A 12,954-nucleotide genomic window follows, 5' to 3' on the forward strand; every position below is an offset into this window, starting at 1 on the left:
TAATGAATGTTGACCAATTTCCGGACAGAACGATTTTAGTTGAGGGCAAACCCTTCCTTTATTTTGGAGGCACGTCCTACTTGGGAATGGCTACCCATCCTGAATTTCAAAATTTACTTTGTAAGAGCATCAAGGTATGGGGCACTGCCTATGGAAGTTCCAGAAATTCTAATATAAAATTAAATATTTATCAAAAGGCTGAAGATTTACTCGCCAAAATTAGTGGGGCCGACGCAGCGCTCACCGTATCCTCCGGTACAATGGCGGGCAAATTAGTCATTGACTACTTGGCAAAAAGCCATCAGCACTTTTACCATTATCCGAAGACGCATCCTGCCGTAATGGAAAAATCAAGCCTTCCATTATTTATGGATGGCCAATTACATCCAAAGTTAACTGATAACGCGAAAGAGTCTGTGGTCATCACTGCAGATGCCATACTATCACTAGCCGTACAGCCCACCAACTTCGATTTTTTAGAAAAAATTTCCACAAGCAAAACGATCACTTTGCTGGTTGACGAATCCCATAGTCTAGGCATTGTAGGCGCCAATGGCGAAGGCATTTTTAGCAGTGTCAGTCATCCTCGAATTTCGCAAAAGCTAATGATCAGCTCACTAACAAAAGCATACGGATGCTCTGGAGGCATGATTGCAGGAAATCAACAACTTATTGAAACTATAAAAAATGATGTTGTTTTTATATCCGCATCAGGGATGAATGCCATTTTTTTACAGACGTTTATTGAGGCGCAAGATGTGATACAGAACCAACTTCAAAAGTTAAGAGATAATCTGCGGTATTTATTTAACGGGGTCGATTTCTCAAATCATTTTAATTACGACATGGACTATCCTGTGATATATTCGCATAGCACTGTTATTTTTGAGTATTTGAAATCTAAGGGCATGATCATCACCAATTTTAAATATCCCAATTACGACACGATGATGAACCGTATTGTGATTACCGCAAACCATACAAAATCAGATTTGGAGCAATTAAAGTCTGCCTTGATACAATTCCAAAATGAACCCCTTCACCAAGAATAAAGAGGTTTTTAAACATAAGCCCTATGGCTACACTATCAAATGTTAGATGAATAACCTGTTAGATTCTTGTCTAAATCTATAGAAGACTTCCCATCCATTCAGTAGAGATTTTACACTTATTCTAAACAGTATTAAACCACTTTTAAGTTTTGCGCATTCTCTACTTGGCCAATATTTTGGGCGATGGTAACTAATTTTTTGCACAATTTACGTTTCTTAAATCACAACATACAATTTCGAAATCTCCAATATTCTGAATTTCGAACACTGCATATTCAAAACAATAATTTTGAGATTTCTTAATTTATAGGTTAACTTTAAATATCTTTAACTCAACTTCGTTTTATTTTGATATGAACATCACATTAAGTTATTTAAAAAATCAGTTCCGGTTAGGGCCGTTTAGCATTATTACATTGCTATCATTATTGTTATTGAACTGTAAATCAGCTCAAGTGTCAAAACACTTAGAAAAATCAATGCACGCTTCCTTTAATGACCATCAATTCACGGGGTTAATGGTGTACAATCCGAGAACGAAAGACACGGTTTTTAATTATAATTCTGATCGTTATTTCACACCTGCCAGTAATACTAAAATCTTCACACTCTTTACAGCGCTCCAATATTTGCCCGAAAAAATTCCTGCATTTAAATATACGGTTGTTCAGGATACGTTAATCATTAGAGGTACGGGCGACCCGAGCTTTTTACATCCCTATTTTAAGGATAGTACCGCACTGAATTTCATGAAGGATTTCAAAGCCATAAAATTGGTTACAGATAATTACGCAAACAAAAAATTTGGGCCTGGTTGGGCCTGGGAAGATTATGACACCTATTATAGTCCAGAACGGAGCGCCTTTCCAATGTACGGCAACGTTGTTTCGATTTCCAATACTGACGGATTGAGCACGTATCCAGAATTTCTAAAATCGCAAACCGACTACTCCTTATTTAGTAAACGTCGGGATTTTAATTCAAATAAATTTTACTACAATCTTAATAGAAAATCTTCTATCGAAGTGCCTTTTGTATTGGATACCGTGCTAGTCAAAGCGCTTTGGGATGATCTGCTTCCTAATAAGGTTGGGTTGATAGCAAATACCGCAGCTAAAACGGATCAGATATTATACAGTATTCCGTCAGACAGTTTGTATAAACGTATGATGCATGTCAGTGATAATTTCTTAGCCGAGCAAATTTTGGTATTGGCTTCTTCCACAATTTCAGATATTCTCAATACCGATACGGTCAGAACATCCATTCTCGAGAATCAACTCAAAGATTTGAAACATCAACCAGAATGGGTAGATGGATCAGGATTGAGCCGCTATAATCTTTTTACACCGTCTTCGTTTGTTCAGGTATTGGATAAACTTTATACTGAAATTCCAAGGGAGCGCTTGTTCAATTTCTTCGCGGTAGGCGGTGTTAGTGGTACTTTAAAGAATTGGTATGCCGGTGTAAATTCACCTTATATTTATGCTAAAACAGGTACCGTGAACAATGTACATACCTTAAGTGGCTATTTGCTGACCAACTCTGGAGAGGTGCTCATATTTAGTTTTATGAACAACAATTACACCACCTCTACCGATAAAATCAAAGAGCAAATGCAAGTCATTCTCGAATATTTAAGAGATAATTACTAAATAAATCTCTTATTTCCCGTAGAAAATGGCATTTCTAAAATTACTTTCTTTCGTTTTTAAGTTGATTAAAAAACCATTCACCACGGCATAATCTACACTGCCATCTTTTTGAAGTACAAAGTTTGGAGTGTTGCCAATGTTCACAAAAAAGCCTGGAACTTTTTGATCTTTGTCCAAGATGTTAATTGGCAAAGCCACATCCTTATCTTTTGGTGAAAATTGCGCCAAGCGCACATAGGTATATCCTGATTTTAAAAGTTCGTAGATGTCCATGGCTTCCAAATCCTTTAGGGTTTGTATGGTCTTTGGATATACTTTTCCTTCAATCAATCTATAGCCGGTAGCATCAACGGTTTCGTACCCATAGAACGTAGAGAGATCACCTTTCTCAGCAATGGTGCCAACGTTATAAAATGTCTCATGGTTGGCATCTTGAACTTCTAAATGATTGATTCCAATATCCAAGACATAATCTTTTCCTAAAAGATTATGGGTGAAACGCTCTATTTTTAAATCAAATAATTTACGATCGTTTTGAGGGATCTTTTCATAATCCTCAATAGGAATGTTTTTATAATTACCATTGGCTATCGTATAACACGCTGATAGAATGGATACATAGTTAAGTTTTCTGATCTCCTGTTTTTCAACATCATTTTTATAGCCACCAGATTCGATTAAAATTGCGCTTGTCCCCCATTTTTGGATGTTATCACCAAACGCACGTGGTTCAAAATCGTCGTTATAACGGCCCACTTGTCCTGGGGCATATTTTTGAATGATATTGTTCATGAAAACTATAACTTTCATAGCATTTCCACGCACATCATTAATTTCCTTTTCATAATTATAGGCAGGTGCCAAATACGAAACGGTTGCTGGTTTTGGTGTGCGTTCCGCATTGTAATAGGTGCTTTGATCGTGAAGATTAAATCCAAAATCAGCATTTAAGCTATCGCGGATGCGTTTTAGAACTTGACCTTCGGGGGATTGCAACATCAGTGCGTCTCTATTAATATCAATCCCTAAAGCATTTCTTCTAGTAAAAAGCTCAGCCCCATCAGGATTGAGCATCGGCATAAAATGCAGCGTCAATTTGCTCAAAAGTTCTTTCTTTTCTGCTTTAAAATCGTCGCTGTTCAAAAAGTTGAAAATATCGAAAATAGCTTGGGTGGCCGTAGGCTCGTCACCGTGCATTTGCGACCATAGAAATACATTGATAGCTCCAGTACCCACACTTATCAAACTTATAGTTTTCCCTTTGATACTCTCCCCTACTTTTTGAACGGTATAGGCGGGATTACTTTTAAGTTTGATGATCAAAGGCTGAATATCTTCATGTTTGATGCGTCGGTTATCTAAACTCAGCTCTTTATAATTTGAATAACTATCGTAGAGACTTGTGGTCATATCCTCAACTTGCGCTATTGCAGAGAGCGAAAATAAGGCAAGTACTAAAGTGAAAATAGATTTCATTGATTGAGTTTTATGTGTTCAAATAAGATAATGCGTGTCCTTAAAAGTCATAATTAATTATACTCTTTTGCAGGTGCTGGTTTCAAATTGAGATCTTTAGTGCCATTTTTGACAGCTTTCATAAAGTCTTCTCCTGGGTCTGTTTTTTTAGTTCGATACCCTTCATCTACTTCCAACCATAGCTCATGGCCCTCAAAATTAGTGTACTCATAATGGCCAATTAGATATTCAATCGGATATTTTTTACTCAAATATTTCACGAGCCAAATATTTGCTTTTATTTGCGCTTCCGTCAATGGCACTTCTTTGGTTCCTCCAACATTTTCAACACCAATCGCTACATGGTTTAATCCGATGACATGGCGTGCCATGGTTGTTTCTGGCATTAATCGGTAAATAGTCCCATCAGTATCCACTAAAAATTGAGAAGATACATTTAAAGCACTCGCCGTCGCAATTTCCGGTCTGGCGGGTAAGGTCGATTTTGCAAAAGCATTATAGGACTTTTCCAAGGTTGGAATGGCGGTCCAATGTAAAACAATCATTTTGGGAACAATGGTTGGATTGTCCTGTTCTAAACCATAACGAGTAGAAAGATATTCTTTGGTGAGTTGGATGCGCTCATTATCAAAGGTAATCGGTTTATCGACAATTCTCTTTGAAGATCCACACGCAAGAAATAAAGACAGACTGATACAAAGGAGAGTGTATTTCATTATTGGGAGTTTAGTGAATCTCAAAGTTAGCGAATTTTTTTATTTCAAAGCGCGTTGTAAAAGCTAACCCCGAAATAGGAAAAAATCTTCCTTCATATCCTCAATCTGTGCATCTTCATTCGTAATTATGTAGTCGATGGCCTTAGACGTGAATTCATCACCTTTATCCGTAAGTGCTACGATTTTATCATCAATGAGAATCATGTTGTTTTTAAGCGCCAAATCTAAAACAGTCTTACTTTTTACTTTTTGCCAATTGATATGTTCATTAAGATGGTTGACATGGCGTTCTTCCTTTTCATTGTGATTTTTGAGATGTAGTAAAAATGTAAGTAAAGAAACTTCAATACGTTGTTGTTTTTCACGGTACATCACGGCAATCAAACCTTTATTAGGAGCAAATAAATACACAATTAAAAATACAACCCCCAACATCGTCGTTATAGAACCAGCAATTGAAGCATCGAGCCAATGGGCCACCCAATACCCTGATACAGCAGCAAACACACCAAACACAATAGCCAGACCAAGCATTTTCTTCAAATCTGTGGTCAATAAATACGCACAGGCAGCAGGGGCAATCATCAAAGCCACTACTAGAATGGCACCTACCGCATCAAAAGCGCCAACGGTGGTAATGGAAGCCATAGTCATTAATCCGTAATGAATAACAACGGGTGAAAAACCTAAAGATGCGGATAATCCTGCATCAAAAGTACTCACCTTTAATTCTTTAAAAAAAGCAATTAATAGTCCGACGGTAATCGTTAAAATTGTTCCAATAATCCACAATGATTTTGGTCCAATATTTATTCCTGCAACTATAAGTCGGTCAAAAGGAGCAAATGCCAATTCACCCAGCAAAACGGCATCCACATCTAAATGGACATCATTTGCATTTTTGGCAATCATGATCACGCCAATACTGAACAGGGCCGGAAACACCAAGCCAATAGCCGTATCTTCTTTTACCAATCCCGTTTTTTGGATACGTTCCACCAATATAACAGTAACCACACCGGTGAGCGCCGCCAGTAAAATAAGTAGCGGTGAATTTAGATCTTGGGTTATAAAAAACCCGATCACAAGCCCAGGCAAGATGGCATGACTGATGGCGTCGCTGATCATGGCCATTTTCCTCAATACCAAAAACGTTCCAGGAATGGCACAAGCAATGGCTACCAAACTGGCAATGAGCTGTATTTCAAATTGTGCATTACTCATGTTTCTTGAAGTTTTGGTTGTATAAATTGGCCGCGGTCTCAAAACCTTCTTCTGTTAAACTCCACATAGCACCATCCAATGTCACATAATTTTTATCCACCAACTTTTGAAGGGTCTTACGTGTAAAACCTTGAAAATTATTTAGGATTTTAATGGTATGTGGATGCGAAATATCTTCATGGGTCTCCGCAATATGATACATGAAGGAAAGTGTTTTTTGAAACTCCAAATCCCGTCTGTTTTTGATAAATCTGATTTGTCGAAACAACAAACCTCTACTGGGCGAAAATATAAAAGAAAAGACCACGAACACAGAGGCCACAATTACAATCACTGGACCGGTAGAAAGATTGTCTTGACTGGCACTGATGGCCGTTCCAAAAACTCCAGAAAACGCCCCAAAAATTGCCGCTAAAAAAACCATCGTACCCAAACTATTGGTCCATTGTCGTGCAGCAGCCGCTGGTGCCAATAACATTGCGCTCATCAGGACCACCCCAACGGTCTGTAACCCTAAAACAATGGCCAAAACGATAAATGTTGTTATCAATACATCAATAAATTTGGTGTTGAAACCCAATGTTTTGGTGTAGTCAGCATCAAACAGTAAAATCTTGAATTCTTTCCAAAATAACAACATCACTATCAAGCAAATACCAGTAACGATGGCCATTAACCAGACATCACTTTCAACCAAAGTTGCTGCTTGCCCAAACAAATATTTATCCAATCCTGCTTGATTGGCATTAGGTTGCTTCTGAATAAAGGTGAGCAACAACATTCCAAATCCGAAAAACAGGGAAAGAATAAGCCCTAAGGCGGTATCTGATTTTAAGTGTGTTTTGGTGATGATGCCTCTAATCCAAAAAGTACCCACAAGTCCGCTGACCAAAGCGCCAAGAAGTAAAGTGTTGCTGTCTTTTGCTCCAGTAATCAAAAATGCCAAGGCAATTCCTGGTAAGGCGGCGTGAGAAATCGCATCGCCAAGTAGGCTTTGTTTTCGCAGTACTGCAAAACTACCCAGCATGCCAGTTACTGCTCCCAAGATGGCAGTCCCCAAGGTGATGGTACGAAGCGTATAATCGCTGAAAACTAAAGAGAAGTATTCTTGTAAGTTCATAACTCATTCCTGCGCAGGCTGGAATCTCAATTTATTTTTAATTTAAAACCTCAACTGATTTCAATATTTATTTTTCTTAAACCTTTCAGGTTTTAAAAACTAGAAAGGTTCTATTAATGCCTAATTCCTCATGCTTATTTTTGCACACTCACCTTATAATTAATCCCATAGGTCTTGGTCAAATTATCATCATTAAAAATATCTTTTACCGGGCCGGTAGCAATTTTCTTAACGTTCAAAAAAGTAACCCAATCAAAATACTCAGGTACGGTCTGTAAATCATGGTGTACCACAACTACCGTTTTTCCAGCCTTGCGTAATTCCTTTAAAATATTGATAATGGCAATTTCAGTAGTGGCATCAACCCCTTGAAAAGGCTCATCCATAAAATAGATGGATGCATCCTGCACCAGTGCCCTTGCCAAAAATATACGTTGCTGTTGTCCGCCAGAAAGTTGACTGATCTGTCGATTTTTGAATGGAAGCATTCCTACTTTTTCCAAAGCTTCCAAAGCTGCTTTCTTTTCTTTAACTCCAGGGCGTTTTATCCATCCTAGGCTACCATAAGTTCCCATCATCACTACATCCAATGCAACCGTAGGAAAATCCCAATCTACACTACCCTTTTGAGGCACATAAGCCACGAGCGAACGCTGTTTATGGTAAGGTTTTCCGTAAATACTGACACTGCCTGCAATAGGTTTAAGAATCCCTAAAATTGCTTTGATCAAGGTGGATTTTCCAGCGCCATTTGGGCCAACAATAGCCATTAGCACACCTTCAGGAATTTCAAGATCAATATCCCAAAGCACCGGTTTATAGTTGTAGGCGACGGTTAAATCATCAACCTTTACTGCCAGGATTCCTGCGCCTGCCTCGTCGACTGACTGGGAGGCAGGAATCTCATTGCTGGGATTAGTGTTTATCATAGTATCTCTTGAGTTCATTCAAATCTTGAATAATTTTAAATAACGTCACTTTCTAATTTATTTGCGGTACTACTTTCAATATCTATCAGACCTTAATCAATGAGCCGATAGTTTAGCCCTGATAGCAGCGGCATCCTTTTTTGATTTTTCTTTAAAAAAGATATAGCGGATAGCAGGAACAGCTTCAAATAATCACTAACACAATGCTATTGGTTTTATTGAGACCTACAAGGTTTAAAAACCTTGCAAGGAGCCCTGACTTCGACTACAACCTGCCCACTTATTTTAATGCATCAACAATGGTATTCACATTATATTTAAACATCCCGATATATGTGCCTTCAACCGTTCCCGCATTTCCCAAAGCGTCTGAATATAAGGTACCGCCAATTTTTACGTGATGGTTTTTTGAGTTTACGGCCGCCTGAAGTGCTTCAATAGTACGTCTTGGAACCGAGCTTTCTACAAAAATGGCCTTTATTTTTTTATCTATAATAAAGTTAGACAAATTTTGAACATCTTGTACACCTGCTTCGGTAGCAGTGGATAACCCTTGCAAACCAACCACTTCAAACCCGTAGGCTTGGCCAAAATAATTAAAGGCATCATGAGCAGTAACCAAAATTCTTTTTTCTTTAGGCAACGTACTAATAATAGACTTCACTTCAGCATCTAAGGCTTTTAATTCCTCTAAATAGTTCTGGCCGTTTTCTTCATAAAGTGTTTTATTGTCTGGATCCACTTCTGAAAGTTTTTGAACCACAAAAGCTGTAATAAGTTCCCAATTGTGAACATCAAACCAAATATGAGGATCATAATTGGAGGCAAAATACTCTGAGCCAATCAGTGTTTTTTTATCCAATGCATCAGAAACAGCAATAGTTCTAATATTTTGGCTTTCCATTTTTTCGAAAACATCTACCAATTTACCTTCCAGATGTAAACCTCCGTAAAAAATCAAATCGGCATTCGCCAATTTTGTAACATCACCTGCGCTGGCCTTATATAAGTGCGGATCTACTCCACTGCCCATCAAACCTTGCACATTGAGCTTGTTTCCACCAATATGGTTCACCAGATCAGTAATTAAAGTTGTGGTAGTAACGATATTGAGTTTACCGTTGCTTGTTGAAGAATCTTTACAGGCCGATAAAAAGATAAAAGTTAATAAAATGAAAACTATTTTTTTCATGAGTCTAAATATAAGTTACGAAATTACTAAAAAAATGAAGATGTGGCGCTGATTATTAGCGATTTCTCATGATAAATCAAGATGACACCTAAAAGATAATTTTTGTTTAAATTTTTAAAAGCAGACATTTGAATTTTACTATCCATTAGCAAAGGAAGGAAACTGAAGAATTCAATTTACTCTCTATAATTTCAGATCTGCCATATGAAAATTCATTGTTGTCTGATAAAGAATCAAGACCGCTCCGCTTTTTGAATAACGAACAAAGACTTGATTGCAACTAATCGACAACCGCCTCGTGTTTACACTAAAATTGGTTAATAGCAATAGGTTCTAAAAAGTCAGGTATCATTTTTGAGAACCCTGTGAAAACTTTTGTTATAAATTGGTTTTTTATCGAACACGAATAATTAAAATTCTATTGATACTGAATTGTGAAGCACCTAAATGATTGGCAGGAAAATTTCCAAATTTATTTTAAAAGCTTCTGACGATAATTGCGTTTAACAATGCCTTTTCTTTGATTAAGATTAATTTTGGACGGATTCTATTTAAGTGAACAACAGGTCAGATTTTCTATGGCTATTAAAAAACCAAACCTGTTGCAGAATAAATACTCACTTAAAGTCATTAGAAATAAGAACTGATCCCGAAAAACCAAGTTGCGGTTTGAACGCTTGGATTTTTTAAAATATCGGTTTGACATTGATAACGATAGTTGAGACGCAATACCGTTTGAGCGGTTGGACGAAAGCTGATTGCAGGAGTGATCGCAAACATATGGTCTCCTATTTCCCCACCTGTTTGGGTGAATTTCCCTTCATTGAAATCGACATAATCCAAACGCGCCGCAAAATTAAAGGTGGCATCCTCCCACTCTAAAATTTTTCGCTTGACAATAGGTTGCACAATATCCATAAACCAACCCCATTGCCTGTTTCCAAATTGTTGGGTATAAGTGTCTGGCACATCCACCCATACGTAAGCCGCTTCTCCCATTATAGCTGTACCCGTTAGGTTAATAACTGTATTGAAATCAAAAGCAACCACATCGACACGTCGCGCTTTGGTATCTAGTTCAAAACCGTCATCCTCAAGTTTGTTATATTGACCACCCATATACGAAAGACCTACTTCTCCAAGCTTTTTGTTACCTATGGCAAGCTTGGTTGTGACCAATGGTTGTCCGCTAAAATTTTCAGTAAAACGATTTGGATTTTCCTTAGATTCGGGTAGCGAGGTACGATCACTCTCATTATCGATAATGGACGTATCAAACCCATTTGAGAGATAGGCCTCATATCCGAAAATCCAATTTCCTTTATAGGTTTTACCGTAAAATCCGAAACCTACATTTGAAAACGTACCAGGCAATAAATCTACGGCTTCATTGGGACGTTCTACAAATTCATATTTTGGGCCATCGTGGTTTTGATTGAAAGAACCAATTGGATTAACAATTATACCGGCTCTTAAGTTCACTAAAGGATCAAATGCAATGTCAATAGCCGCATACTCTATCGCGATTTCCTTGCCGCCTTCTTCAAATTCAATTTCTGACAAAAATTTAATCCGTTTAGAGATAGATCCAGAAAGCAAGAGCGACATGCGCGGAGACTGAAAAGACAAGCCATCAGTGATGCCATCCTCTACAGCGTATATCGAGTTAGCCTCAAAGTACCCTCCAATGGCCACACCGGTATTTCCAATCTGGAAAGAAGGCCGGTTGTAATTAGCATCCATACTTAGCATATGGCTGGTGGTGTCAGATACGGTTCTTTTGAATTTTAAATCCTGAGCTGAGAGTCCATAATTAATCAGTAAGAACGCTGCTATAAAAAATGAAGTTTTAAGATAAGTGGATGGTAATATTTTCTGCATCAGTGGTGGTTGTAAAAGTTTTTAAATTTTCGTCTGCTGGTCCCGTCATCATAGTCCCGTCATTTGTGAATTCGCTGCCGTGGCAAGGACAACTGTATATGCCACCGCCTACATTCAGTTCGCAGCCTCTGTGCGTACAGCGCATCAAAGAAGCCACATAATTCTCCTTGTCGGTTCGATATAGGCATAAGGGAAATTTGTAGCGGCTGGATTGCACCATCACGAAATTCCGAAGTTTATCAGGTTTTTCCGGATGGATAACAAATTGAGATTTGGCAATCGAAATCATACCATTATTTTCATTTGCCACGGCATAGTGAATGCCACCACAAGAGTGTAAAAGGCTCGCAGCAAAGGGCAATCCTACAAGACCAAAACCACAGGTTTTAAGAAATTCTTTTCTTTCCATTGTTTAGAGTGAATTTAGAAACGCCAACAATTGTTCTTGCTCAAGAACAGAAAGATTGACATACTTATTTTTAGAGTTTTCAGCTTCTCCTCCATGAAGAATTATGGCTTCTTCAATGCTTCTGGCGCGACCATCATGCATTAAAAACACCTCTCCGCCTTGCGAATCTTTGGACAATCCAAGCCCCCAAAGGGCTGGGGTACGAAATTCAGAAGTTAGGGCATAACTTTCCGTATAGCCATCATCAAGATCAGGCCCCATATCATGCAATAACAGATCAGTATATGGATGAAACTCTTTGTAGGAAAGCGTTTCTATAGGTGAATAGCTGGTTTTAAGGGTAGGGACGTGGCAAGCCGCACATTGTATCTGATTGAAAATGCCCTTTCCTGCGATGACTTTTGGGTCGTCTTGATTTCTTTGAATAGGCGCTTTTAAGGTCTTTAAGTAAAACACCACGTCTCCAATGGTCTTGTCGGACACTTCAGGATCATTTGGCAATCCATCATAAGGCTCATTGGGCTGATAAGCAGACACGATACCCATATCCTGATTATAGGCATCAGCAGTTTGATGAAGCAAATCATAGGTGACTGCTTTTTTTCCAAATCGGAAGATATATTTATCTCCTTTTGGAATGCTATTGGGCCTTAAAGTGACATACTCAGGAGGATAGTCGTATTGTGGTCGACCACTAATGCCATCACCATCAAGATCATCAGGATCTGCCATTGCTAAAATATCGGCATCACTTACAGCATCCAAATATCCCAAACCAGTAACAGCAGGAGCAATCAGCAAACTGTAAGGCGCACCTTTAGGAAGCACTTGCGGCGCATATCCTGGAATGGCCTTATTCTGTAATTGATTTCGACCATCACCAAAATTCGCGTAGGGATTGTTTAAGCTATCACTTTTACCAAATCTGATAAAACCGTTAAAAGGATGCCCCTTCCCATCCCCTTCATGGCAAGATGCGCATCTGTTTCCAACAAAAACAGGTCCTAAGCCTTTGGCCGCGGTAAACACTTCATCCGTAAAGGCTAAATCGCCATTCAGGTGTTGAATTTGCTGTGCGCTCGTTAGTCCTTCAATGGGACCATCAAGAAGGTCGTGTTCTTCTGGCTCACGCGGAGCATAGATATCGTTGAGACTTTCGCACGACAATAGGATCACAGAAAGTGTGGTGGTCATAAAAATATAAAGTAATATTTTGTTTTTCATATCAGCTAAAAATATATTGAAGTTTGTCAAATTAAATATTTAGACAAAACTAAATAATCTTTTTGTCTAAAAAAAA

11 protein-coding genes are annotated in these 12,954 nt (G+C 38.3%); 2 read left to right on the forward strand and 9 right to left on the reverse strand.

The window, feature by feature from the left end:
* The first annotated feature begins 2 nt into the window (after positions 1–2).
* Together G525_RS0110505 and G525_RS0110510 are read left to right on the forward strand one after the other, a co-directional pair.
* Entirely contained in the window at positions 3–1,052 is a 1,050-nt protein-coding gene (locus G525_RS0110505; protein ID WP_027126142.1) for an aminotransferase class I/II-fold pyridoxal phosphate-dependent enzyme, read from the forward strand.
* A 455-nt stretch (positions 1,053–1,507) separates the two neighbouring features.
* The gene (locus G525_RS0110510) at positions 1,508–2,707 is read left to right on the forward strand and encodes a D-alanyl-D-alanine carboxypeptidase/D-alanyl-D-alanine-endopeptidase (RefSeq protein ID WP_245577770.1); all 1,200 of its coding nucleotides are present in this window, start codon (positions 1,508–1,510) and stop codon (positions 2,705–2,707) included.
* A gap of 9 nt (positions 2,708–2,716) precedes the next feature.
* On the opposite strand, the gene G525_RS0110515 is transcribed toward G525_RS0110510, so the two are convergent.
* The 9 genes from G525_RS0110515 to G525_RS0110560 form a co-directional block, all read right to left on the reverse strand.
* Positions 2,717–4,183, reverse strand: coding sequence for a M14 family metallopeptidase (locus G525_RS0110515; protein ID WP_027126144.1), 1,467 nt, complete (start codon positions 4,181–4,183; stop codon positions 2,717–2,719).
* Positions 4,184–4,236: 53 nt separating this feature from the next.
* Complete coding sequence (locus G525_RS0110520) at positions 4,237–4,899, reverse strand: N-acetylmuramoyl-L-alanine amidase (RefSeq protein WP_027126145.1); 663 nt, start codon at positions 4,897–4,899, stop codon at positions 4,237–4,239.
* A gap of 63 nt (positions 4,900–4,962) precedes the next feature.
* Positions 4,963–6,123, reverse strand: a complete 1,161-nt coding sequence (locus tag G525_RS0110525) for a metal ABC transporter permease (protein WP_027126146.1) — start codon at positions 6,121–6,123, stop codon at positions 4,963–4,965.
* On the reverse strand, positions 6,116–7,243 hold the full coding sequence (locus G525_RS0110530; RefSeq protein WP_027126147.1) for a metal ABC transporter permease: 1,128 nt from the start codon (positions 7,241–7,243) through the stop codon (positions 6,116–6,118). The genes G525_RS0110525 and G525_RS0110530 overlap by 8 nt, the downstream gene beginning before the upstream one ends.
* A 134-nt stretch (positions 7,244–7,377) precedes the next feature.
* On the reverse strand, positions 7,378–8,172 hold the full coding sequence (locus tag G525_RS0110535; RefSeq protein WP_281170394.1) for a metal ABC transporter ATP-binding protein: 795 nt from the start codon (positions 8,170–8,172) through the stop codon (positions 7,378–7,380).
* Between the two features lie 280 nt (positions 8,173–8,452).
* Positions 8,453–9,364: a metal ABC transporter solute-binding protein, Zn/Mn family gene (locus G525_RS0110540; protein WP_027126149.1), complete on the reverse strand. Its 912-nt coding sequence runs from the start codon at positions 9,362–9,364 to the stop codon at positions 8,453–8,455.
* Between the two features lie 630 nt (positions 9,365–9,994).
* Positions 9,995–11,245, reverse strand: coding sequence for a porin (locus tag G525_RS0110550; protein ID WP_035479480.1), 1,251 nt, complete (start codon positions 11,243–11,245; stop codon positions 9,995–9,997).
* Entirely contained in the window at positions 11,214–11,654 is a 441-nt protein-coding gene (locus G525_RS0110555; RefSeq protein WP_027126151.1) for a Rieske (2Fe-2S) protein, read from the reverse strand. The genes G525_RS0110550 and G525_RS0110555 overlap by 32 nt, the downstream gene beginning before the upstream one ends.
* 3 nt (positions 11,655–11,657) lie before the next feature.
* Positions 11,658–12,878: a di-heme oxidoredictase family protein gene (locus G525_RS0110560; RefSeq protein ID WP_027126152.1), complete on the reverse strand. Its 1,221-nt coding sequence runs from the start codon at positions 12,876–12,878 to the stop codon at positions 11,658–11,660.
* Positions 12,879–12,954 lie beyond the last annotated feature (76 nt).

Origin of the sequence: Gelidibacter mesophilus DSM 14095 (assembly GCF_000423005.1) — a bacterium.
Lineage (GTDB): Bacteria > Bacteroidota > Bacteroidia > Flavobacteriales > Flavobacteriaceae > Gelidibacter > Gelidibacter mesophilus.